This window comes from Chitinophaga sp. SVR4-12A (assembly GCF_056754765.1).
Genome location: NZ_JBPGWP010000001.1, coordinates 4,626,300 through 4,648,425 on the forward strand (window position 1 = coordinate 4,626,300; position 22,126 = coordinate 4,648,425).

19 protein-coding genes are annotated in these 22,126 nt (G+C 48.5%); 12 read left to right on the forward strand and 7 right to left on the reverse strand.

Going from position 1 to position 22,126, the window contains the following annotated elements:
• Positions 1–20: 20 nt before the first annotated feature.
• The 7 genes from ACR9Y8_RS19080 (at position 21) to ACR9Y8_RS19110 (ending at position 8,811) form a co-directional block, all read left to right on the forward strand.
• Positions 21–785, forward strand: coding sequence for a uroporphyrinogen-III synthase (locus tag ACR9Y8_RS19080; protein WP_481214843.1), 765 nt, complete (start codon positions 21–23; stop codon positions 783–785).
• Positions 786–935: 150 nt separating this feature from the next.
• Complete coding sequence (locus ACR9Y8_RS19085; RefSeq protein WP_481214844.1) at positions 936–2,984, forward strand: thioredoxin domain-containing protein; 2,049 nt, start codon at positions 936–938, stop codon at positions 2,982–2,984.
• Positions 2,985–3,279: 295 nt separating this feature from the next.
• Positions 3,280–4,563: a T9SS ring complex lipoprotein PorK/GldK gene (porK, locus tag ACR9Y8_RS19090; RefSeq protein WP_481214845.1), complete on the forward strand. Its 1,284-nt coding sequence runs from the start codon at positions 3,280–3,282 to the stop codon at positions 4,561–4,563.
• A 133-nt stretch (positions 4,564–4,696) separates the two neighbouring features.
• Positions 4,697–5,431 carry a type IX secretion system motor protein PorL/GldL gene (gene porL / locus ACR9Y8_RS19095; RefSeq protein WP_481214846.1) on the forward strand — a complete coding sequence of 245 codons (735 nt, stop codon included), beginning with the start codon at positions 4,697–4,699 and terminating at the stop codon, positions 5,429–5,431.
• Positions 5,432–5,487: 56 nt separating this feature from the next.
• The gene (porM, locus tag ACR9Y8_RS19100; protein ID WP_481214847.1) at positions 5,488–7,029 is read left to right on the forward strand and encodes a type IX secretion system motor protein PorM/GldM; all 1,542 of its coding nucleotides are present in this window, start codon (positions 5,488–5,490) and stop codon (positions 7,027–7,029) included.
• A 22-nt stretch (positions 7,030–7,051) separates the two neighbouring features.
• Positions 7,052–8,110, forward strand: a complete 1,059-nt coding sequence (gene porN / locus ACR9Y8_RS19105; RefSeq protein ID WP_481214848.1) for a type IX secretion system ring subunit PorN/GldN — start codon at positions 7,052–7,054, stop codon at positions 8,108–8,110.
• A gap of 116 nt (positions 8,111–8,226) precedes the next feature.
• Entirely contained in the window at positions 8,227–8,811 is a 585-nt protein-coding gene (locus ACR9Y8_RS19110; RefSeq protein WP_481214849.1) for a DinB family protein, read from the forward strand.
• Between the two features lie 14 nt (positions 8,812–8,825).
• Here the strand turns inward: ACR9Y8_RS19110 and uvrC are convergent, their stop codons facing one another.
• The 5 genes from uvrC to gpmI all read right to left on the reverse strand — a co-directional run bounded on the left by uvrC (position 8,826) and on the right by gpmI (position 15,085).
• Positions 8,826–10,640, reverse strand: a complete 1,815-nt coding sequence (uvrC, locus tag ACR9Y8_RS19115) for an excinuclease ABC subunit UvrC (protein ID WP_481214850.1) — start codon at positions 10,638–10,640, stop codon at positions 8,826–8,828.
• Positions 10,641–10,648: 8 nt separating this feature from the next.
• Positions 10,649–11,227 carry a hypothetical protein gene (locus ACR9Y8_RS19120; protein WP_481214851.1) on the reverse strand — a complete coding sequence of 193 codons (579 nt, stop codon included), beginning with the start codon at positions 11,225–11,227 and terminating at the stop codon, positions 10,649–10,651.
• A gap of 149 nt (positions 11,228–11,376) precedes the next feature.
• On the reverse strand, positions 11,377–12,117 hold the full coding sequence (locus ACR9Y8_RS19125; protein ID WP_481214852.1) for a hypothetical protein: 741 nt from the start codon (positions 12,115–12,117) through the stop codon (positions 11,377–11,379).
• Between the two features lie 10 nt (positions 12,118–12,127).
• Positions 12,128–13,408, reverse strand: coding sequence for an LVIVD repeat-containing protein (locus tag ACR9Y8_RS19130; protein WP_481214853.1), 1,281 nt, complete (start codon positions 13,406–13,408; stop codon positions 12,128–12,130).
• Between the two features lie 153 nt (positions 13,409–13,561).
• Positions 13,562–15,085, reverse strand: a complete 1,524-nt coding sequence (gene gpmI / locus ACR9Y8_RS19135; protein ID WP_481214854.1) for a 2,3-bisphosphoglycerate-independent phosphoglycerate mutase — start codon at positions 15,083–15,085, stop codon at positions 13,562–13,564.
• A 353-nt stretch (positions 15,086–15,438) separates the two neighbouring features.
• Between gpmI and ACR9Y8_RS19140 the strand changes: the two genes are divergently transcribed.
• From ACR9Y8_RS19140 to ACR9Y8_RS19155, 4 genes are all read left to right on the forward strand, one after another.
• Positions 15,439–15,969, forward strand: coding sequence for a DUF4783 domain-containing protein (locus tag ACR9Y8_RS19140; RefSeq protein WP_481214855.1), 531 nt, complete (start codon positions 15,439–15,441; stop codon positions 15,967–15,969).
• A 109-nt stretch (positions 15,970–16,078) separates the two neighbouring features.
• On the forward strand, positions 16,079–16,927 hold the full coding sequence (gene nadC, locus ACR9Y8_RS19145) for a carboxylating nicotinate-nucleotide diphosphorylase (RefSeq protein WP_481214856.1): 849 nt from the start codon (positions 16,079–16,081) through the stop codon (positions 16,925–16,927).
• Positions 16,928–16,969: 42 nt separating this feature from the next.
• The gene (locus ACR9Y8_RS19150; protein WP_481214857.1) at positions 16,970–17,854 is read left to right on the forward strand and encodes a diacylglycerol/lipid kinase family protein; all 885 of its coding nucleotides are present in this window, start codon (positions 16,970–16,972) and stop codon (positions 17,852–17,854) included.
• Positions 17,855–17,866: 12 nt separating this feature from the next.
• Positions 17,867–18,199 (forward strand): translation initiation factor, encoded by a 333-nt coding sequence (locus ACR9Y8_RS19155; protein WP_481214858.1) that lies wholly within the window; start codon positions 17,867–17,869, stop codon positions 18,197–18,199.
• Between the two features lie 104 nt (positions 18,200–18,303).
• On the opposite strand, the gene ACR9Y8_RS19160 is transcribed toward ACR9Y8_RS19155, so the two are convergent.
• Positions 18,304–19,296, reverse strand: a complete 993-nt coding sequence (locus ACR9Y8_RS19160; protein WP_481214859.1) for an aldo/keto reductase — start codon at positions 19,294–19,296, stop codon at positions 18,304–18,306.
• Between the two features lie 258 nt (positions 19,297–19,554).
• Between ACR9Y8_RS19160 and ACR9Y8_RS19165 the strand changes: the two genes are divergently transcribed.
• Positions 19,555–21,117, forward strand: coding sequence for an ArnT family glycosyltransferase (locus tag ACR9Y8_RS19165; protein ID WP_481214860.1), 1,563 nt, complete (start codon positions 19,555–19,557; stop codon positions 21,115–21,117).
• Positions 21,118–21,233: 116 nt separating this feature from the next.
• On the opposite strand, the gene ACR9Y8_RS19170 is transcribed toward ACR9Y8_RS19165, so the two are convergent.
• Positions 21,234–21,977, reverse strand: coding sequence for a biotin--[acetyl-CoA-carboxylase] ligase (locus ACR9Y8_RS19170; RefSeq protein ID WP_481214861.1), 744 nt, complete (start codon positions 21,975–21,977; stop codon positions 21,234–21,236).
• Positions 21,978–22,126: the final 149 nt, after the last annotated feature.

Below are 22,126 nucleotides of genomic sequence, written 5' to 3' on the forward strand. Positions count from 1 at the left end.
AAGGCGGGTCAAAAGCAGATTTGCAAGTAAAACATCATGTTCAGTCGATCCTCATTTCCCAGCCAAAGCCTGAAACTGAGAAATCCCCTTATTACGATCTGGCTAAGAAGTTCAATGTAAAGTTGGATTTTTATCCTTTTATAAGGGTAGAAGGATTATCAGCAAAAGAATTCAGGAAGCAAAAGATTGATATCCTGAATTTTACAGCGGTTATCTTTACCAGTCGTAACTCGGTGGATCACTTTTTCAGGATCTGCGAGGAGATGAAGATCAAAGTGTCGCAGGATTGCAAATACTTCTGCATTACAGAAGCCGTGGCCTTATATCTCCAGAAGTTCATCCTTTACCGGAAACGGAAGGTGTTCTATGGAGCAGACGGTTCTACCAAAAGCCTGCTGGAAGTAATGAATAAGCACAGGGACAATGAAAAATTCCTGTTCCCCAGTTCCGACAGTCAGAAGAAAGACATTGAAGAGTGGCTGAAAGTAAATAAGTGCGAGTATGCTACTGCTACGCTTTATAAAACAGTATCCAACGATGTAAAGGAAGTACTGACCAGGGAATACGATATGATCGTTTTCTTCAGTCCTTCCGGCGTTAAATCACTGTTTGAAAACTTACCCGAGTTCCAGCAGAACGGCACCCGTATCGGGGCCTTTGGTCCTACAACTTCCGCAGCTGTGGAAGAGGCTGGTTTAAGGCTCGATGTAAAAGCTCCGGCCCCGCAGGCGCCCTCTATGGTGGCTGCCCTGGAACAATACCTGGCAGAGCTGAACAAAAAATAATCCGAAAAAGAACGAAAAAATAACTTACTTGCGAAGGACGGTGAAAGCCGTCCTTTTTTATGTTCCCGATTATAATTATATTGTAGCAACGAACACAAAGTCCAACTGTCCCATCACCAAATTGTTTTTTAATAACCATAGCCTGTAAACGTGAACAAATTATCAGGGGAGACAAGTCCGTACTTATTACAGCATGCACATAACCCGGTGGATTGGTATCCCTGGGGGGAGGAAGCTTTGCAGAAGGCCTTACAGGAAGATAAGCCTATATTGGTTAGCATTGGTTATGCGGCCTGCCATTGGTGTCACGTGATGGAGCGGGAGAGCTTCGAGGATGAAGCCACTGCCCGGGTCATGAATGAGCATTTCATCAATATTAAAATAGACAGGGAGGAGCGACCCGACCTGGACCACATTTATATGGACGCCCTTCAGGCTATGACAGGATCTGGAGGCTGGCCCCTGAATGTTTTTCTTACGCCAGACAAGCGGCCTTTTTACGGAGGGACCTACTTCCCGCCGGTAAAAGCTTACAACCGTCCCTCGTGGAAAGAAGTACTGCTGGCCCTTTCGCAGGCTTTTAAAGAGCGCCGCAATGATATAGAAGAACAGGCAGCTACACTTACCGGTCATCTTTCGCAATCTAATCAATTCGGTACCCAGAGCGGTTCTTTAGTGCACGTTCCCAAGGAGGAGCTGTTTACCCGGGAACAGTGTGATACAATCTATCAGAACATTTTATCGCAGGCAGACAAGGTATGGGGCGGTTTTGGCCGTGCCCCCAAATTTCCCGGCACTTTTTCCATACAATACCTCCTGCGTTACCATCACAGCTTTGATGCGCCCGAGGCCCTCAAGCAGGCCCTGTTATCGCTGGATAAAATGATCCAGGGCGGTATTTATGACCAGCTGGGCGGCGGCTTTGCCCGTTACAGCACAGATGAGCAATGGCTGGCCCCGCATTTTGAGAAGATGCTGTATGACAATGCCCTGCTTGTAGATGTGTTGAGTGAGGCCTACCAGCTTACACGCAATGAGATCTATTCACAAACCATTACAGATACCCTTGCTTTTATAGAACGGGAAATGATGCATGCGGACGGCGGGTTTTATTCCGCCCTGGACGCAGACTCCGAAGGGGTGGAAGGAAAGTTCTATACCTGGAGCTATGAGGAAGTGCAGCAGGTACTGGGCGACAAGGCTGCCCTCTTCTGTGAATGCTATGATGTAACGGAATACGGCAATTGGGAGGAAACGAATATTTTATGGCTGCGCCATCCGGTAAAGGAGTTTGCAGCTATGAAAAAAATAGACGCTGCTGCGTTGGAGCAATTGTTAGCAGGTTGCCGGCAGCAGTTAATGGAGGCCCGGGCTCCCCGTATCCGTCCGGGGCTGGACGATAAGATCCTGCTGGGCTGGAATGCCCTTATGATACATGCCTATTGCAAGGCGTATGCGGCGCTGGGTAATGAGCACTACCTGGCCCTGGCTACCCGCGCCATGGAATTTTGCTGGCAGCAGCTGCGTCAGCCGGAAAGTGATCAGGTCTTCTATCATACCTGGAAGAATGGCCAGGCAAAGTACCCGGCTTTCCTGGACGATTATGCTTTCCTGATCCGGGCGCTCATTGCCCTGCAGGAGGTATCGGGCAACCTGGATTGGCTGACCCGGGCGCAACGGCTGACGGAGTTTGTGGCAGAGCAGTTCTCAGACGAATCAGGCAGTTATTTTTATTATACGCAGCTGGGGCAGCGAGACGTGATTGTACGTAAGAAAGAGATCTACGATGGTGCGGTGCCCAGCGGTAATGCGGTAATGGCAGCCAACCTCCGTTACCTGGCCCTCGTATACGATAACAGGCAGTGGGCGGCGAGGGCCCAGGATATGCTGGCACGGCTGGCGCAAACGGCAGTACGCTATCCTACTTCTTTCGGGGTTTGGGCCGGTGAATTGCTGCAGATGGTGAAGGGCACCCATGAAATAGCGGTGGTTGGAAAAGACTACCTGGACCGGATGCGGCAGGTACATCATTACTATATTCCTTTTAAAGTATTGTTAGGCAATGAAAAAGACTGTCCGGGCCTGCCTTTACTGGAACAGAGAGCACAAGCAGAAAAAACGCTAATATATTTATGCCAGGATTACCATTGTATTAAGCCGGTTAATTATATACAAGAAATCATTAATTTATTAAAATAATTACTAACTTGCAGTACTATTGGAGGCATAAGGGTGAACAACTGAAACAAATGTTAATCGATTTATATAATAAAATGTTAAAAACAACGTTTAATGTAATTACCGAAGGTTACTGAAGCGGTTTGAAAAAGTTGGACGAAAAGTAACTACGGATTAAAAATAATTGTTACATTTGTTATCTTGCACCAGTTCAGATGTGGATAAGTTATATGTCAACACTTTTGTGGAAAACTTATAGTGAGTTCTGTCTGAATGTCCTTTGAAAGACTAATTTATAAGATTGAAAGCTACCCTTATGAAGCTTAATTATTCTAGTGGTCTGTTCGCTGTTTTGCTGGTAAGCCTGCTCGCCAGCTGTGGTGGTAATAAAACCTCCAAAAATGCGCAAGGGCAACTTATAGGAGTTAGCCCCAGACCTAAGTACTTCCCGCCTGTACCGTATGGAATGGTGTATGTGCCATCCGGGACCTTTCACATGGGCCCCAGTGATGAGGATGTGAACTATGCGTTTACAGCCCGTAACAAGTCCATCTCCATCTCTGGTTTCTACATGGATGCCACAGAGATCACCAATAATGAATACCGCCAGTTTGTATACTGGGTACGGGATTCTATTGCACATATCCTGATGGGACATGTGAAAAAAGACGGAGACCAGGACATTATAGACTGGAAACAGAAGATCAACTGGAAAGACAAGGCAACGTATGAAAAGATCGATGCCATGATCTATTCTCCGGAAGATCGTTTGTATAATAAGAAGGAGATCGACGTGTACAAGCTGTTGTACCACCAGGAGTCTTTCAACTGGGACCAGGCCAAGCTGCGTGAGAACAAGGGCAAGCCCCGTTCTTCCTTCATCGTAAAGAAGGATGTAGCGATCTATCCGGACACACTGTGCTGGATCAGGGACTTCTCTTATGCTTATAACGAGCCGATGACCCGTATGTACTTCTGGCACCCGGCCTTCGATAACTATCCGGTAGTAGGGGTAACCTGGCACCAGGCTTCTGCTTTCTGCGAATGGCGCAGTAAGTTCTGGGAAGACTACCGTAACTCAAAGAACCTATTTACTGAAGATAAATTCCAGCTGCCTTCTGAAGCGCAGTGGGAGTACGCAGCACGTGGTGGCAGGGAACAGACTCCTTATCCCTGGGGCGGTTATTATATCCGCAACAAGAAGGGCTGTTTGCTGGCTAACTTCAAACCCGGCCGCGGTAACTATCCTGAAGATGGTGGTTTCTATACTGTAAGGGCTGACGCTTACTGGCCTAACGATTACGGCCTGTATAATATGTCTGGCAACGTTGCAGAATGGACACAGGACATTTTTTACGAAAACTCTTACTCTTTCACTTCAGATATGAACCCATATCTGAGGATGGATGTACCGGATAACGCTCCGCCTAAAATGAAGCGTAAATCTGTGAGGGGTGGCTCCTGGAAAGATATCGGTTATTTCCTGCAATCAGGTACCCGTTCTTTCGAATACCAGGATAGCGCCAAATCATACATCGGTTTCAGGTGTACTATTGCGTTCCTGAGCCGCTCCAAGAATGATTTCAACAGTAGGAAGTAAAAAATTGATAGCCATGTATATAGAGAGAAACCTAACAATGTACTTGAAATGCAAATCTTTGAGCAATAACTATTCCGAAACAACAACTTTAACCTTAATTAACTTTAACCAGATTAAATTTTAACCTATGGCTATGAATCCTAACAAAGCGAAATGGTTGAACTTCTTCGTATGTATCGCTGCTTCAGTAGTAATTATCGGTGCCTTGTTTAAACTGCAGCACTGGCGGGGTGCGGATATCGCCCTGATCCTTGGTCTGAGTGTTGAAGCACTGATCTTCTTTGTGTACGCTTTTGTACCGGACAGCTCCGCTCAACACGCTCCTGCAGAAGTAGCCTATGCAGGTCATCCGGCAGTTTCAGGACTGGACAAAATGCTGCAGGAAGCAGAGATTACACCGGCCAACCTGCAACGCCTGAGTGAAAATTTCCAGAAATTAGGTACTACAGTCGATAAAATGAGGGATATCAGCGATGTGGTTGCTGCCACAGGTGATTATACTCAGAAAACAAGAGAAGCTGCCAGCGCTATCGGAAGCGTAGCTGTGGCTTACACCACTGCTGCTCAAGCGGTATCTTCTTTTAACAGCGCATCAGAATCCACCAGGCATTTCCATGAGCAAATGCAGGGCATGACCAAGAACCTGGCTTCCCTGAATGCTATTTATGAACTGGAGCTGCAGGATACCAACAACCACCTGAAAGCTATGAACACGTTCTACAAGAACCTGTTGAGCACTTCTCAGGCCATGAGTGGCAGCATCGACGATGCTAAGAAAACGCAAGAACAGATCACCCTGCTGGCTAAAAACCTGTCCAACCTGAATACCATCTATGGTAACATGTTGAGCGCAATGCACGGAAGATAAGGTACGCTTATAGTTTTGAGTTATTAACAGGCAATCATTAAATCTGAAAACAAACTATGGCACTACCTAAAGATCCACGGCAGAAGATGATCAACTTCATGTACCTGGTCTTGACGGCCATGCTTGCATTGAACGTTTCTGCTGAAATATTAAACGCATTCAATATCGTAAACAATTCTATCAATACTTCCAATACCTCCATTACTGATAAGAATAATCTTACCTATCTGCAGTTCGATGAGCAGATGAAGCAGAATGCAGAGAAGGTAGGCCCTCTGAGGATCAAAGCCCAGGAGGTAAAAAAGATCACCGGCGATATGTTTACGTATATCGAATCATTGAAAGAGAACATTATTACGGAAGCCGGTGGCCGTGATGAGCATGGGGAAATCAAATCAAAAGATAACCTCGACGCTCCTACCAGGGTAATGGAGAACCAGAAAAAAGGGCCCGACCTGGAGCAAAAACTAAAAGATCTGCGTGACAAACTGCTGTCTTACATAGATCCTAAAGACAAAGCAAGGTTTGAAAAAACCCTGCCGCTGAAAATACAGATCGGCAAATCCAGCGATGAACACGGTGGCGGTGTAAAACCGAAGACCTGGACCACTTATCACTTCAACATGGTGCCCACTATTGCTGCGGTAACCATCCTGGGTAAGTTCCAGAACGATATCAAGAACTCTGAGTCACTGATCATCGACGAGCTTTATCGTAAGATAGATGCGGACAACTTTAAGTTCGATAAAGTAAGGCCGTTCATTTCACTGAATTCCAAGAACCTGATGGAAGGTCAAACCTTGACTGCACAGATCGCCGTAGGCGCTTACAGCAGCACCGTGAACCCAACCATCGTAGTGAACGGGCAAACCATCCAGGCTACTGACGGTCTCGGTACCTTCTCTATGCCGGTGGGTGGTGTAGGCGATAAGACCATCTCCGGTACTATCACCCTGCCTAAGCCTGACGGTCAGATGGAATCTTATAACTTCAGCGAGACATATAGCGTAGGTGCTTCTACCACCTCTATCTCTGCTGATAAAATGAACGTACTGTATATAGGATTGCCTAATCCTATCTCAATATCTGCAGCTGGGGTACCCGCTGAGGCAGTGAATGCTTCCATTAGCGTAGGTAACATCCGCAAGCAGAGCGCAGGTAACTACATCGTAACGGTTGCCAACCCCGGCCGCGCTATCATCAATGTGGTGGCCAACGTGGATGGTAAAACCAAAAGCATGGGCAGCAAAGAGTTCCGCGTAAAGATGATACCTGACCCTGTATTAAAGGTAGGTATGAACAAAAGCGGTGTAATGAAGGCTGCTGACTTTAAAGTACAGGGCGGTTTAAGGGCTGACCTGGAAAACTTCGAGTTCGAAGGTGTTAAATATGATGTAGTAAGTTACCGCGTAGGTATCGAGGCACGCGGACGGGATTATGTGGAAGGCGACGCCAATTCCGCTTATTTCCCCAGCAACGTAGTGGCCGCGATCCGTTCATTACGCGCCGGCGACCAGGTTTACTTTGACAACGTTAAAGTAAAAGGCCCGGACGGTATTGTACGAAACATGGGTAATACTTCGTTTAAATTAAACTAAACAGTAATCAATTTACTGAATTATGCGAGCCGTAACATTTAAGAAAATAAGCTGGTGTGTAGTGCTGCTGCTGATAATAGCAGCAGATGCGCAGGCGCAGCGCAGAGGGGGATCCACCCGTCGCCGTACTGCGACTACAACAACCACTACTACGACAGAATCAACGGATTCCTCCGATGTGGTGAACCCTGCTACCGGTAATGCTGTACAAGCTCCTCCGGCAGTTCCCGGTACCGATCCGGCCGCTGCAGCTCCTTTACGCCAGGATGGTGTTGGTACCCCGGTATCTGATACTCCCCGTAAATCACTGCGTGTAGACGGCGTTACTTCCAAAAACTCTGTAAGGGACCGCGTACCTATCGCTTATGACAATATCCGTGAGGACGACAAGTTCTGGGAAAAACGTATATGGCAGGTGATAGACATCCGCGAGAAAATGAACCTTCCTTTCCAGTATAACGTGGAAGACGAGAACGGTATCAACCAGCTGTTTATTAACATATTACTGGCTTCCATAAAATCCGGTGAGATCACTGCTTTCAACCCGATCGATGACCGCTTCACCACGCCGATGACCTGGGCTGAAATCCAGACCAAAACCAGCGGTGAGGAAAGAACGGTACGCAGCATCGACCCTGTTACCGGCGAAGAGAAAATGGTAACCACCCGCGACGAATTTGATCCGCGTACTATCGTACAGTACAAGCTCAAAGAAGTTTGGGTGTTCGACAAAGAAGCCTCCGCACTGAAAGTACGTATCCTGGGTATTGCTCCCATGGTATCACGTATGAACGAGGACGGCAGCCTCCGCGCTTCCATACCGCTCTTCTGGGTATACTACCCTGATCTGCGCCCTGTACTGGCTAAATTTGATGTGTACAACCAGAACAACGACGCAGCTTCCATGAGTTGGGAAGACCTGTTCGAAATGCGCTTCTTCTCCAGCTTTGTTATCAAAGAAAACAATGCATACAACCGTGAGATCAAAGATTACATCAAAGACGGTACAATGCGTTTGCTGGAAGGCCAGGCCATCAAAGACAAGATCTTCAACAAGGAGCAGGATCTGTGGCAGTATTAATACCAGCCTAGACTAAACACAATTATATCTGCAAGGTCACACGGTTTGATAGAAACCATGTGACCTTGTTGCTTTTAAGAGGTACCTTTGTAACAATAACCCCCAAATACCTGACTATGTCCGCAACATTTAACAGCACAGCATTACTTGAACAGCTACAGCAAAAGGTGAAAGGACTGGCAACGACAGTGGAAGAAAAACTGCACCATCTCCCCGCCCCTGTACTGCTATTACCGCCCGCACAGGACAAATGGAGCGCTATACAGTGCCTGGAACACCTGAACACCTACAGCCGTTTTTACCTGCCACAGATCGCCGGCGCTATAGAACATGGTTACACCAGGCAGCAGTCTGCTGCTACTTCTTTCAGAAGCGGATGGCTGGGCAACTGGTTTACCAGGACCATGCAGCCAAAACCTGACGGAAGCCTGCCGATGAAGATGCAATCGCCTAAGAATGCGCGTCCGGTAACTGACCTGGATGCGGCTAAAGTAATGGCCGAATTCCTTGCCAGTCAACAAGAACTGCTATTATTATTGCAACGTGCAGAAGGCGTGAACCTGCAGCGGCTGAGGGTGCCCACCAGCCTGGGTAAGTGGCTGAAGCTATCTTTAGGGGATACTTTCCGTTTCTTTATTGCACACGAAGAGCGTCACGTATTGCAGGCGTTACGTGCAGTGGGCGCTTCGTTGAATCAATAGTGAATAATTGACGGCTAATTGGAGGAAGGCGGATGAAAATGGTCCCATACCAGTTTCGCCTTTGCCGTACCGATTTCCTTCTCCAGGTCTTCCAGCGGAAGCTGTTTGATCCGGCTTACGGAACGGAAGGTTTGCAGTAGCTGTGTGGCAGTTGAGCTACCTATTCCTTTGATGGTTTCCAGCTCATTCTTAAATGTACCCTTGCTGCGCTTCTGCCGGTGAAAGGTAATGCCGAAACGGTGCACCTCATCGCGTATGCGGCGTATCAGTTTCAGGCTTTCACTGTTAAAGGGTAGTTTTATACTGTCCTTATCTCCCGGGAAGAAGATCTCTTCTTCATTTTTGGCAAGGCCTACCACAGTCATGCTGCCAATGAGGTCCAGCTCGCGGATACTTTCCATGGCGGCGCCCAGCTGTCCTTTACCACCATCTATGATCACCAGCTGTGGCAAAGGCTCCTGCTCTGCCAGCAGGCGTTTGTAGCGGCGGAACACTACTTCTGTCATGGAAGCAAAGTCGTTAATGCCTTCTACGGTCTTGATATTGAAATGCCGGTAATCTTTTTTGGAAGCAATACCCTCTTTGAACACTACGCAGGCGCTTACCGGGAAGCTGCCCTGGAAATTGGAGTTATCGAAGCATTCTATATGGGTGGGCAGTACGGGTAGCTCTAGATCGGCCTGCAACTGGTACAGCACTTTTCGCTTCTCTTCGTCTGTTTTGCCTTCCAGGTGAAGGATCTTTTTCTTATACAGCTCGTCTTTAAAATAGTTCACATTCTTTTCAGACAAGTCGAGCAGTTTCTTTTTGTCGCCTCCTTTGGGCACGGTGAGCGTTACATGCTCTTCCGGGTATTCTACTGGTAGCGGAACAATGATCTCGTTAGTGAGGCTTTTAAATGCTTCACGCAGGTAGGCGATGGCATAGGCCAGTACTTCTTCATCTGTTTCTTCCAGCTTCTTTTCCAGCGTTACGGTCTTCGTATCGGCAATGGTGCCGTTCAGCACACGGAGAAAATTCACGTAGGCGTGGTTACCGTCACTGAGGATGGAGAACACATCCGCATCGCCCATACGGGCATTCACGATGGTAGAACGGGCCTGGTAGGCCTGCAGGCTTTCAATTTTCTTACGCAGTATCTCGGCCTGCTCAAATTCCATATTGGATGCACAGTTTTGCATTTGCGTGCGGAACATGTTCAATACGGGCGACAGGTTCCCCTTCAGGATATCTTTCACCTGCTGTAAGCCGGCCCGGTAGTCTTCCTCAGTTTGCAACCCTTCGCAGGGACCTTTACAGTTACCGAGGTGATATTCCAGGCACACCTTGAACTTACCTTTTCGTATATTTTGTTCCGTTAGGCTGAGATTACAGGTACGGAGCGGAATGTTGTACCGGATCACTTCCAGCAGTTCGCGCACCCTGCCTACTGAGGTGAAGGGGCCGAGGTATTCGGAACCATCACGAACCACGTTGCGGGTCAGGAACACCCTTGGGTAGGGCTCATGTTTGATCACGATGTAGGGATAGGTCTTATCGTCCTTGAGATTGATATTGTACCTGGGCTGAAACTGCTTGATCAGTGAGTTCTCCAGCAGAAAGGCATCCTGTTCGGAATTTACGATGGTGAACTCAATATGATGGATGCTTTGAACCAGCTTACGCGTTTTAAAGCTGTCATGGTTCTTTACAAAGTAAGAGCTGACCCTTTTACGCAGGCTTTTGGCCTTGCCCACATACAGCAGCTCTCCTTCTTCCCCGTAGTATTTATAGATACCCGCCTGAACGGGTATGGTATGTGATATTTGCTGAAACTCCTCTGCTGTCATATGCCGGTTTAATTTTTAGGGGCCAGTGATACCCTGACATCCAGTTCACGCGCCTGCACAAAGGCTATTTTCTGCCAGGTGGTGATACGAATGGTCTTCAGGTGCTGGTAGAACAGGTTTTGCTGGTATTGGTATACCAGGTTACTGGTACGTTTGTTAATGTTAACGGAAGAGATATGCCCCGTGCTGTCCATATTCAGAATGATCTGCTGCGGGCTCACGGAAGCATCGCGGGCAGCGTACATGATAGAACTATTGCCGCTGAACAGGTCTTTAACCGTATCCGTCCGGTAGGCGTCTCTCAGTGAGGGCTTGTTAATGTCAGCGTCCATGAACGGTTTCAGCAGGTGCTGCAGCGCAAGGGTATCGGTGAGTGGCTGGCTGAGGCTGTCGCGCTGGCCGTTGAGGGCCACTGTTTTCAGCATTTGCAGTCCGCTATGCGCCATTTGTGCCGCTTCTGCCGTAAAGTATGCTTTAAGATCGCTATGTGCAGGGCTATTGGCCTGTCGGCTGCCGCCGGGGTTACAGGCCAGCAATGTAACAGCCGCCAGCGCAGTGCAGAGGCGTCTGTATCTCTTTATCTCCATCCGGCAAAATTACTAAGAAACCCAGTACGAGCAATAGCTTAGCCGAGGCAAAGGGAGGTATGTATAAAGAAGGATCTGACAAAAAAATAATGCGCCGTAAAAACGGCGCATCTGATGCATGAGCAAATCTGTCGAGAGCACTAAAAAACTTAAAACGAATAACCCAGCAGAATAGTTACTCGATTATAAGAATAGTTATAAGAAGAATTTGTCTCCCTGGTTGCGCCGTATTTGAGCGACATCTGCGCATGTGCATAACCGGCGCTGATATGCATGGAATGGCTATGCTCCATTCTTATCTTGTAACCCAGCCCTGTATGCAGATAAAGACCGGAATTTTTTCCAGCGGGAGGGTACCATACCGGGGATTGGCTCTTTGTTGGCCAGGGGATGGAGACGCCGGCGCCCCCATAGGCAAACAGGGTTTTGTCTTTACGGCTGAAGTCGTAGCGAATATCTCCGAACACAGGCGCCGACCGTATGCTATAGTCATCCAGGCCTATCCCTATACCAGTTTGCCACTGCCAACCAAAGCGGTACCCGACTATGGCCCTCAGTACAGCGCCCTGTGAGTCGCCAAACTGGATACCTGCCTCCATCGTCCCATAAAAGCCGTGACGGCTTACTTTCAAAGGCTTAAGGGCCCTGCCTGTATTGGCTATTTCCTGCGTGGAAAAGACGAGTGTATCCTGTATGCGGTTCTCCAGCCTGATGCCCGTGGCGCTGCTGTCGATAATAATGCCTTTTATTACGCTGCCGTTCTTCAGGTATATTACGTCCCAGTAGGCCTGATGCTTTCCGGCCCGCGGCGTTTGCTGCTGGGCGTTTGCTGTGAATGTGACCAGGCTGAAAAGTGCTGCCGGCAGTAAGATCTGTAGATAATTGTTCATTCGCTGCGGCTTACTGTTTAACGGTGATGGGAAGCTTACTAAGCAGCCTGGGCGCTTGCATGTTGGAGTGATCATATTGGTAAAGACCATCTTTAGCCGTTACCAGCAAAGTATTATTATGCGGTATTACGTCGTAGCTATCGATGCCTTCCACCAATTTAAGGGTAGTGATATCAGCTGCGCTCTCTGCATCCATGAACCTGAGCCCGAACTCCCCTTCGCAAACAAATAGTTTTGAGCCTTGTATGCCCAGGCCATAGGGGCCTTTCAGCGGGTACGACCTGATAAGGCGGGGAGCCGTCAGGTCTTTCACATCCAGTACATCCAGCTGGTTGGAGTTTCCACCGCATTCGCCACTCCCGCGCAGGGTTACGTAGGCAATATCATCTTGCACTACTACCGGATCGCACTTCCTTGCATGTGTAAAGATGCCCTTTCTCACCGGTTGGGCCGGATTGCCGGCATCGTAGATGTACAGGCCGCTCCTGGCGCCGATGAAAAGATTGGTTTTATAAGGGAAGATGGTCTCGATGTCGGACCCTACAGCAACGCTGCCTTTCCTGGCTGGCTCCAGGGGCTTGCTTACATCATAGGTCTGCAGATTCCAGTTATCAATGAGATACAGGTAATTGCCCACCAATGTAAAACGGGCCATAGAGCCGCTCACCCCGAGCGCTATGGAGCTGGTAGATTTCGCTGAATTGGATTGTACCAGTGCTTTATTGTCGCTTGCATAGTACTCGTATGCCAGTGCAGTTGGCTGGTCACAGCTGCGCTTAACAACGGTGTCTTTTACCTGGAAGTCGACAATTACCCGGTTGCTATCAACTGCCCTTATACCATATTCATACTGCCTGTAAGGGAAGGCAAACTTAACGCGTTTGGTCTCCTTCACCTGCTGCAGGTTGCTGATGTCCAGGGCCACCAGGTCGATATAGCTGTCGGCATATAATATATTTTCTTTGATGGCTATATCCAGGTTGCCGGGAATATTGATAAAGGCAATCTTATTGGGGGCAGAAGGGTTACTGTTGTCAATAACATGCACGCCCTTATTCAGCTCGTTCAGAAAGATGTAATTGCCGTACAGGTATATTTTGCCCGGCGCTTCAATGTCCCTGGGGGCCTCTCTTTTCACGGCTCCCCTGAGTTCGTCCAGGCTCTTATATACCGGGATATACACCTTATAAGCATAGACGTTGTTACAGGAGTCTTTGAGGCAGCCCGCAATAGAAAGCAAACATGCAACAAGGGATGCTGCAATAATCAATTTGTAAAGAACTGATCTCATAGGGGTGGAATTTGTAGAGGTAGAACGGGACGCTTTCGGGGAAAGTTACAAGTGGTGCACTAATGCGGGGTAATAAAGGAATACCGGTAAATTTATGCGAAAATAATACGCATAGATCACCGGTATTTCCAAATATCGCTGATGTATATAAGGCTATACAAGCAGATCGCCTGTCATTTCCTTCGGAACAGGCAGATCCATAAATTTCAGTATGGTTGGAGCCAGATCGCCCAGTTTACCATCTTTTACCGGCCCTTTGAACTCATTGTTGATAATGAAGAGGGGCACGTAGTTGAGTGTATGGGCGGTATTAGGCGTACCGTCCGGGTTGATCATAAAATCGGCATTCCCGTGGTCGGCGGTCAGGAATACAGTGTAGCCGTTATTGAGCGAGGCGGTCACTACTCTTGATACGCAGGTATCAACAGTTTCGGCAGCCTTTACAGCCGCTTCCCAGACGCCTGTATGGCCTACCATGTCGGCATTGGCAAAGTTCAGCACGATGAAGTCTGCAGACTGCTTATTGATCTCCTGTACAATGGTGTCAGTTACCTGGAAGGCGCTCATTTCCGGCTGCAGGTCATAAGTGGCTACTTTGGGAGAAGCTACCATCAGGCGGCGTTCGCCGTTGAATTCTTTTTCGCGGCCACCGGAGAAGAAGAAGGACACGTGCGGATATTTCTCTGTTTCTGCAATGCGGATCTGGGTCTTGTTGTTTTGTTCCAGCACCTCACCCAATGTCATGTTCAGGTTGTCGTTCTCAAAGATCACGTACACACCTTTGTAGGTTTTGTCGTACTCCGTCATGGTGGTATAGTGCAGATGCAGGGCTTTCATTTCAAAGTCCGGAAAATCCTGCTGGCTCAGCACCTGTGTGATCTCGCGGCAGCGGTCTGTACGGAAGTTGAAGCACAGTACGGCGTCGCCTTCCTGTATAGTAGCCAGGGGAGCCAGCTGCGGGTTGGTAACGATGATCGGTTTGATGAACTCGTCGGTCACACCTTCTGCATAAGAAGCTTTTACAGCAATGATTGGATCCTGGGTGGGAGTTCCTTTACCGTGCACAAGCGCATCATAGGCCAGCTTAACGCGCTCCCAGCGTTTATCGCGGTCCATTGCATAGTAGCGGCCGGTGATGGAAGCCAGCTGCCCGGTGGTTTTGCTAAGGTGCACCATCAGGTCTTCCAGGAAGCCCAGACCGCTTTTAGGATCTGTATCGCGCCCGTCTGTAAAGGCATGTATGAATACCTTGTCCAGGCCTTTATCTTTGGCTATTTGCGTTAATGCTTTGACATGGTTGATATGAGAGTGTACGCCGCCATCACTTACCAGGCCAATGAGGTGCAGGGCCTTATTATTGGATTTAGCGTAGTCCAGCGTATCCTGCAGTATTTTGTTCTGAGCCAGTTCTCCGGTGCGCACCGCCACATTAATACGTTGCAGTTCCTGGTATACAATGCGTCCGGCGCCAATGTTCAGGTGGCCTACTTCAGAATTACCCATTTGTCCTTCGGGTAGTCCTACGGCCTCTCCGCAGGTGATCAGGCGGCTATGCGGATATTTTTTATACAGGCTGTCAACAAAAGGTGTGTTGGCATGTGCGATGGCGTCTGCCGCAGGCACCTGGCCGATGCCCCATCCATCCATGATGATCAGAATGGCTCTTTTCTTTTCCATGATCCTTTGATTAGTTTAATTCCTACAAGGGCGTGAAAATACTCATAATGACTTGAATACTTCAAAATTTCTGTAAAGTTAACAGGAACAAAAAATATCTTTAGCGACTTGAAGCGTTGAAAAACTAAAATGCATTAGATCTTACTAAAACATTATATATTAATATATTTGCAATAGTTATTGATTCTGTGTTACAACATTTATGGGATTTTAAAGGCATGTCTGTAATCTGGCATAGTTTTCGCAACAGCTGGGGTTGGCAATAAAGGTATAAAGAAGTCACACGATCAGACACTGTTTACACGATTTGAAAATAACCATGAAACCGGTCAGTTAAAAAGACATTTTTTCTTATGAAACCGAGCATGAATAAGTTTATGAAAGAGGGGGAGGAAAAGCGAGGTACCATCCTGCGAGGGCAACATGAACCAGCTGCGGGGCTTAATGCAGCAAGGAGAAATTGGATGAGAAAGTGCATGTACATATTGGGCGTTTTGTTGTTAGGAGGCATTGTTACTGTGTTCTCCCTGTCCGCACGGCCTTTGAAGGGCCTGGCAGGCGGCCCTTTTGAGGATGTGGTTGGCGCCATCAAACAAGGCGATGCCGGAAATCTTTCCCGTTATCTCGATAATACGGTTGAGATCAATATCGCCGGCAGGTCAAGCTCCTACAGTAAGGCCCAGGCAGAGATCATTCTTAAAGACTTTTTCTCTAAAAACCAGGTAAAATCTTTTGAGCTGCTGCACCAGGGTGAGGCTGGCGGCGGCTCCCGCTATGGTATCGGTAATATGGTCACCGGTGGCGGCAATTTCCGTACGTCCTTTTTCCTGCAGAAAAAGGGGAATTCGCTGGTGTTGAACGAGCTGCGCTTTGAAAGCAAGTGACCTTAAGACCCATACTTTTGTAAATATTGTTGGATTTACTTGAAAAACCACAGTGCCCCCGTTATAATTACGGGGGCACTCTTTATTTTTGGGCCGCCAAAGAGAACTTATGTTAGATGAAACAGCACTTACCCAACTGATAAGGAATGCCCTGGCAGAGGATATAGGCAACGGCGATCACAGCACCATGGCCTGTATACCGCCCACTGCGAAAGGCAAAGCACAGCTCAGGATAAAGGAACCGGGCCTGCTGGCAGGCATGGAAGTAGCGGAAAAGATCTTCCGTCTCCTGGATATGTTCACCGTTTTTACTCCTTTTAAGAAGGACGGAGACCTTATGCAACCCGGCGAAACCGCTTTTGAGGTGGAAGCAGCCGTACATACCCTGCTGATGGCCGAGCGCCTGGTGCTGAACTGCATGCAGCGCATGAGCGGCATTGCCACCCTTACCCATCAGTATGTAAGTAAATTACAGGGTTACCATACCCGCTTGCTGGATACCCGTAAAACCACTCCCAACTTTCGTTTGTTGGAGAAAGAGGCGGTACGCATCGGCGGCGGCGTAAACCACCGCATGGGCTTGTACGATATGGTCATGTTAAAGGACAACCACATTGATTTTGCGGGCGGGATCACGGCAGCCGTGAACAAAACGCTGGACTACCTGAAGCAGCGTAACCTGCACCTGCAGATAGAAGTGGAAACGCGCAACCTGGATGATGTACGTGAAGTGCTTGCCGTTGGCGGCATTCATCGCATTATGCTGGATAATTTCAGGCCGGAGCAGATAACACAGGCACTGGAGCTGATCAAGGGGCGTTATGAAACAGAAGCCTCCGGCGGTATTACGCTGGACAATATAGAAGCATATGCAAAAACCGGGGTGGACTTTATTTCCGCCGGTGCTGTTATTCATCACGCAGTAAGCCTGGACCTTAGCCTGAAAGCGATACAGTAAGCAACAACAGCAGCGATAGGAGAATGCGTAAAATATATCAGATTGAGAAAGATTCTATTTATCATTAACCGTAAGGCGGGTACAGACCGGGAAAAACGGCTGGAGAATGTGATACGGGAAGTACTGCCCGAGCATGCCTTTTCTGTACAGATCACGCACCTGGCCTACCTTGGGCACGGCGCAGACCTGGCCCGGGAAGCGGTTCAACAGGGGGTGGATACAGTAGTGGCTGTTGGCGGAGATGGCTCTATTAACGAAATTGCACAAGGCCTTACCGGCACCAGTACCGCGCTAGCGGTTATCCCGCTGGGCAGCGGCAACGGACTGGCAAGGGCGCTGAAGATACCGCTGGATGTGCGCAAAGCCCTGCAGCTGATCGTTGACAACAAACGTGACGCCATTGATGCGGGCTATGCCAATGAACATCTTTTCCTGAGCAATGCCGGTGTGGGCTTTGATGCACTGATAGCCGACAAGTTCCGGAATACAAAGAAACGGGGGCTCTGGGGCTACGCCAAACTGGTAGTCAAGAGCTTCCGCGAGTACAAGGGAAATAACTATAACATCGATATCGACGGCAACAAACTGGACCGTCCGGCTTTTCTGCTAAGTGTGGCCAATGGCAACCAGATGGGCTATGAGTTTAAGCTGGCTCCCCAGGCCAGCCTGTTCGATGGCCTGCTAGACGTGGTTATTGTGCGGCCGGTCAGCTTTTTAGGCCTGCTGCCGCTAAGCATTTACTCGCTGTTGGGCACTGTGCATAAAACCAGTTATATGCAGCATTTTAGGGGCAGGGATGTTACTATCCGCAGCCCGCAGCTGAATTACTTGCAGGTAGATGGAGACGCAGTGCCGCTGGGCACAAATGGCGAGGTGCATATTAAAGTGGTGAGGAGAGCCATCCAGATGATCGTTAACAATGTGTAACCAAACATCAGTATGTCTAAGAAAAAGCGCAATACAGGCGGGATCGTTTATTCCACGGATCCTCATTTTTCGCCGGAGCCGGATGAACCTTCAGAAGAAGCCACCCTGCCTCCTGCCCAGCAGCAGCTGAAAGTAAAGCTGGATACCAAGCAAAGGGCCGGTAAAGTGGTAACACTGGTAGATGGCTTTATAGGCACTGCGGCCGACCTGGAACAGCTGGGTAAAGACCTGAAAACCAAATGTGGTACCGGTGGCAGTGCAAAAGACGGCCAGATACTGATCCAGGGCGATTATAAAGATAAGGTGCTGAAGTGGCTGCAGGATTGGGGATACAAAGCGCGATAATTAATAATTTAAGAATGAATAATTAATAATCGTGAAGCCCGTGTCACGCGCGGATCACCTGTGCTGCAGCAACTATTAATTATTCATTATTCATTATTAATTTTTTACCGGTTCACCAGTTTCAACATGCCTTCTGCATACCTTTCACCGGCAATAGCGGTGGAAGATAGAATGTCCTGGATCTCCTTTAACTCATTTGCTGTGAGCTGAACGTCTGCCGCAGCAGCATTTTCCTGCAGGTATTTTCTGCGTTTGGTGCCCGGAATGGGAATAATATCATCTCCCTGGGCCAGTAGCCATGCCAGCGACAGCTGAGCCGTAGTACAATTCTTCTCTTTTGCCAGCGATTCGAGTTTTTGTACCAGTTGTACATTCTGCTGCAAGGCGGCTTCCTGGAAACGCGGCAGGTTGCGGCGGAAATCATCTGCCGGGAGCTGGCTGAGATCTACAGCGGTGGCAGCGCTCATACCTCTTCCTAAAGGGCTGTAAGCTACCAGTGAGATGCCGAGTTCACGGATAACAGGGAGGATCTCCTGTTCAATGTCACGCGTAAAAATGGAATATTCGCTTTGCAGGGCGGCAATAGGATGCACAGCATGGGCCCTGCGTATCGAAGCGGCTCCTGCTTCAGACAGGCCCAGGTAGCGCACTTTTCCTTCCTTTACCAGATCGGCCATAGCCCCGGCCATATCTTCTACCGGTACATTGGCGTCTATACGGTGCGCATAATAAAGATCTATTACGTCTACTTTCAAACGGCGCAGACTGGCCTCACAGGCTGCTTTTACATAAGCGGGAGAGCCGTCAAAATAATAGCTGCCATCTGCTGCATATTTAAAGCCGAATTTGGTAGCCAGGAACACCTGGTCGCGTTTAGTGGCCAGCACTTTGGATAAGAGCGCTTCGTTAGCGCCTTTTCCGTACATATCTGCCGTATCCCAGAAATTGATCCCAAGGTCAAGGGCGTATTCCAGTGTAGCCAGCGACTCCTGTTCATTGCGTTCTTCTGCAGTGCCGTAAGCATGTGACATCCCCATGCAACCCAGGCCTATAGCGGATACCTTTTCGCCGGTTTTTCCTAAAATTCTGTACTGCATATGGTGTTAAATTTTAGGTCACAATTTACAAAGAGTGTAAGGTCTTTGCGTCAGCCATCATGCTATGGTTTTAGATAGCGTTGGATTTGCAACATAAGTGCAATTTTATTTTTGATTATTTAACAAAGAATTCACAAATTGATAAACCTTTATCAACCAAAATCTTGTTTTAAACAAGGTTAAAGCTTTACCGCAGTAGCGTCCAGGGTCATACTCTCCCTGGACGTTTTCTTATATGGACTCCCTTATACTTCCGCTATGATCGCAACTGTTCTGAACCGCAACAAATCATACTACCTGCTGATCGCATTGATTGTGGTAAAAATGGTATTGCATTACTGCATCATTAACCCGGTATACGACCTGCATCGTGATGAGTACCTGCACCTGGACATGGGTGATCACTTATCAGCCGGGTACCTGTCTGTACCGCCTTTGATCGCTTTTGTTTCGCTGCTGATCAAATGGCTGGGGAGCTCCTTATTCTGGGTAAAATTCTTTCCGGCCCTGTTTGGGGTTATTACCATGGTACTGGTATGGCGCATGATCGAAGAGCTGCAGGGTGGATGGTACGCGCAGCTGCTGGCGGGCGTGGTGTTTATCTGTTCAGCCATGCTGCGCCTGAATATGTTATATCAGCCCAATTCTTTTGATGTGCTTAGCTGGACCTGGGTGTTCTACCTGCTCGTCCGCTTCATCCACTCCGGGCGCCGGCGCTGTTTGTTATGGCTGGGGGTGGCTATCGGGCTCGGTTTCCTGAACAAGTACAATATGCTGTTCCTGGTAGCGGGACTGATACCCGCCGTGCTGCTCTCGCCTCAAAGGAGGGTGTTCTTCAATAAATATCTCTATCTGGGTGTACTCGTAGCGCTGCTACTGGCATTGCCTAATCTTATATGGCAAATCAGGAACGGTATGCCGGTGCTCCACCACATGGCAGAATTAACGAAATATCAGCTGGTGAATGTAGACCGGGCGGGATTTCTGAAAACGCAGCTGATCTTTTTTATGGGAGGCGCTTTCCTGGTAGTGTCGGGTTTTCTTGCGCTACTGTTGTACCGTCCATTCAGCCTTTACCGTTTCCTGGGGCTTAGCTACCTGTTTGTGATCCTGCTGTTCCTTTACCTGCGGGCGAAGGACTACTATGCGCTGGGGCTTTATCCGATGCTGCTGGCTTTTGGAGCAGTATACTGGGAGCGGCTATGCAGCAGGGGATGGCTAAAGTATACGCAGGTGGCCTGGATACTGCTGGTGGTCATTCCCTTTGCTTATGCCTTCAATGTGATATTCCCGGTATTGGGACCTGTGGCTATAGAGCAAAAGGCAAAAAAATTCGAGAAGTTTGGCGTACTGCGCTGGGAAGATGGCAGGAACCACGTGCTGCCGCAGGACTTTGCCGATATGCTGGGCTGGCGTGAAATGGCTGCGCTTTCGCGCAAGGCATTTGCCCTGATACCCGAGAGTGAAAAGCCTTATACGCTCGTGATCTGCGCTAATTATGGCCAGGCAGGCGCCCTGAACTACTATAACAGGCGCCAGGGAGCTGGTTTACTGCCGTCGGCCGTATCTTTCAATGCGGATTATATTTTCTGGTTTCCCCGTTTGCAAGAGATCCGTTACCTGGTATTAATAGACGATGAGGCGCCGGATGAGCGTGCGCACGAAAATGCTTCGGTGTTCATTAAGATCGGGCAGGTAGAGAACCCGCTGGCCCGGGAGTATGGAACCAGTGTATACCTGCTGAAAGGCATCTCCAAAGCCTTGCCAGCCAGGCTGCTGGAGTGGCGGAAGGAAGAGATAGCGTCTTTCAGGAGGTACTAAAAGGAATGATACTATTTTAACCAAAAGTGCCTGGAGCAAGGATATTGCAAGGAGAAGCCTAGGAGAAGGCAAGGTGAAGCCTGGGAGAAGACAGGTAAAATAGTATCTGCCGGGCCTTATTTGGTTATCACAAACTCTACTTCTCCAAAGTCCAGCTGCATAATATCACCATTCTTTTCCAGGCACAATTTACCATCCGGCAGGACATCGCGGATAATGCCCTGGAAATATTCCCCCTGCATACGGTACAAGCCCGGTTCATTGAGGCGGAAAAGGCGGTTTTTATATTGATCCAGCAGCTCGTTATAATGGGCGGGATGTAACTGTTTCAGCCAAGGCTCGAGGCACTGGCACAGCTCTTTCGCCAGGGTGATGCTGTCCCATGTTTTACCGGTGATCTGCCGCAGGGATACCGGGTTGGGCAGATGGTCCGGGAATTGAGCCTGGTTGATGTTTATCCCGATGCCGGTTATGGCATATTGCCATATGTTGCCTCTTAGTACATTTTCTATCAGGATGCCCCCTGCCTTTCTGTCACGCCAGTAAATATCATTGCTCCACTTGATACAGGTTTCATCCCCGGCATACCTGGTAAAGAAGTCGCTGGCGCCAAGGGCCACGGCCACGCTGAGCATAAATTGCCTGGAAAGCGGCAGGCTATTGGGTTGCAGGGCTATAGTGAGTATAATATTTTCTCCGGGAGGCGATAACCATTGCTTGCCGCGTTGCCCTTTTCCGGCAGTTTGCTCCCTCGCAAACCAGGCAGTTCCATGGCTGATCAGCCCTGAATTTACCTGCTCCATGGCATAGTTATTGGTGCTGTCAATGGTATCTAAAACATGAAAAGGCTGTCCAATCACAGAAAAATGCTTATTTGAATATGTTTTTCGGCTCAAATGAATTTCAGGGCCGAAAAGTAGTTCATTTTATTGTTTTCTTAACATTTGCAGGCCTTCAGCGGCACATTAATACACGGGATATTTGCCGCTTCTTTAGTAATTTTGACAAT

Excerpts from the sequence above, each read along its gene's own strand:
- gpmI (WP_481214854.1), bottom strand. The coding sequence starts at position 15,085 with ATGGAAAAGAAAAGAGCCATTCTGATCATCATGGATGGATGGGGCATC.
- porN (WP_481214848.1), top strand. The coding sequence starts at position 7,052 with ATGCGAGCCGTAACATTTAAGAAAATAAGCTGGTGTGTAGTGCTGCTG.
- porK (WP_481214845.1), top strand. The coding sequence starts at position 3,280 with ATGAAGCTTAATTATTCTAGTGGTCTGTTCGCTGTTTTGCTGGTAAGC.
- ACR9Y8_RS19110 (WP_481214849.1), top strand. The coding sequence starts at position 8,227 with ATGTCCGCAACATTTAACAGCACAGCATTACTTGAACAGCTACAGCAA.
- ACR9Y8_RS19160 (WP_481214859.1), bottom strand. The coding sequence starts at position 19,296 with ATGCAGTACAGAATTTTAGGAAAAACCGGCGAAAAGGTATCCGCTATA.
- ACR9Y8_RS19125 (WP_481214852.1), bottom strand. The coding sequence starts at position 12,117 with ATGAACAATTATCTACAGATCTTACTGCCGGCAGCACTTTTCAGCCTG.
- ACR9Y8_RS19120 (WP_481214851.1), bottom strand. The coding sequence starts at position 11,227 with ATGGAGATAAAGAGATACAGACGCCTCTGCACTGCGCTGGCGGCTGTT.
- porM (WP_481214847.1), top strand. The coding sequence starts at position 5,488 with ATGGCACTACCTAAAGATCCACGGCAGAAGATGATCAACTTCATGTAC.
- ACR9Y8_RS19140 (WP_481214855.1), top strand. The coding sequence starts at position 15,439 with ATGAAACCGAGCATGAATAAGTTTATGAAAGAGGGGGAGGAAAAGCGA.
- porL (WP_481214846.1), top strand. The coding sequence starts at position 4,697 with ATGAATCCTAACAAAGCGAAATGGTTGAACTTCTTCGTATGTATCGCT.
- nadC (WP_481214856.1), top strand. The coding sequence starts at position 16,079 with ATGTTAGATGAAACAGCACTTACCCAACTGATAAGGAATGCCCTGGCA.
- ACR9Y8_RS19155 (WP_481214858.1), top strand. The coding sequence starts at position 17,867 with ATGTCTAAGAAAAAGCGCAATACAGGCGGGATCGTTTATTCCACGGAT.
- ACR9Y8_RS19165 (WP_481214860.1), top strand. The coding sequence starts at position 19,555 with ATGATCGCAACTGTTCTGAACCGCAACAAATCATACTACCTGCTGATC.
- uvrC (WP_481214850.1), bottom strand. The coding sequence starts at position 10,640 with ATGACAGCAGAGGAGTTTCAGCAAATATCACATACCATACCCGTTCAG.
- ACR9Y8_RS19130 (WP_481214853.1), bottom strand. The coding sequence starts at position 13,408 with ATGAGATCAGTTCTTTACAAATTGATTATTGCAGCATCCCTTGTTGCA.